Annotated in this window: 1 protein-coding gene; it reads right to left on the bottom strand. The window is 42.2% G+C overall.

Translation table 11 applies throughout. The annotated features are described in order from the left end of the window. Window positions 1-102 precede the first annotated feature (102 nt). Window positions 103-396, bottom strand: a complete 294-nt coding sequence (locus tag Q1A70_RS20420; protein ID WP_299695890.1) for a hypothetical protein — start codon at window positions 394-396, stop codon at window positions 103-105. Window positions 397-465 lie beyond the last annotated feature (69 nt).

Here is a 465-nt window from a genome sequence, read left to right as displayed (position 1 = left end):
CCTTTGTGTAGGTAAGGTGAACCACCATCAGCGGCTTTCTTGGCCGCTGCTTTGTTGTATTTGGTGATTTCTTGCTGATACGGCGTGAGTTCCATGGAAAGGTTAAGCCGCCAGTGAATCTAGTAGAGAATGGCACGCTTTAAAGTGAGCTCTGATTGACTTCATGCTTTCCAAATTGAGATGAAAACAGACTTCATCGTTCGTATGTGTGGCTTCATCTGAGTTATTGAAACCATTGATATGGACATAGAAGTCGAGGCCGTCAACATGGCCACTGTAGCTTAAAAAGACATCGTGAATAGTCGTTTGGGTGATAGTCATAGAGCGAGAAAGAAGCTCACACATTAGATTGCGGATTTCTTCTTGTTGACGTGGGGTTTTACTTTGTTTTGACATGGTGTTGATCCTTTTTTAATAAGTCTGGTCAATACTTAAAGCCTTGGAACATCACTTGTTTTCAGACAG

Origin of the sequence: uncultured Vibrio sp., assembly GCF_947488985.1 — a bacterium.
Lineage (GTDB): Bacteria > Pseudomonadota > Gammaproteobacteria > Enterobacterales > Vibrionaceae > Vibrio.
This window is presented reverse-complemented; position numbering and strand designations above follow the sequence as displayed.

What these genes read in the sequence shown, in the direction of transcription:
- Q1A70_RS20420 (WP_299695890.1), bottom strand. Translation starts at nt 396, where the DNA reads ATGTCAAAACAAAGTAAAACCCCACGTCAACAAGAAGAAATCCGCAAT.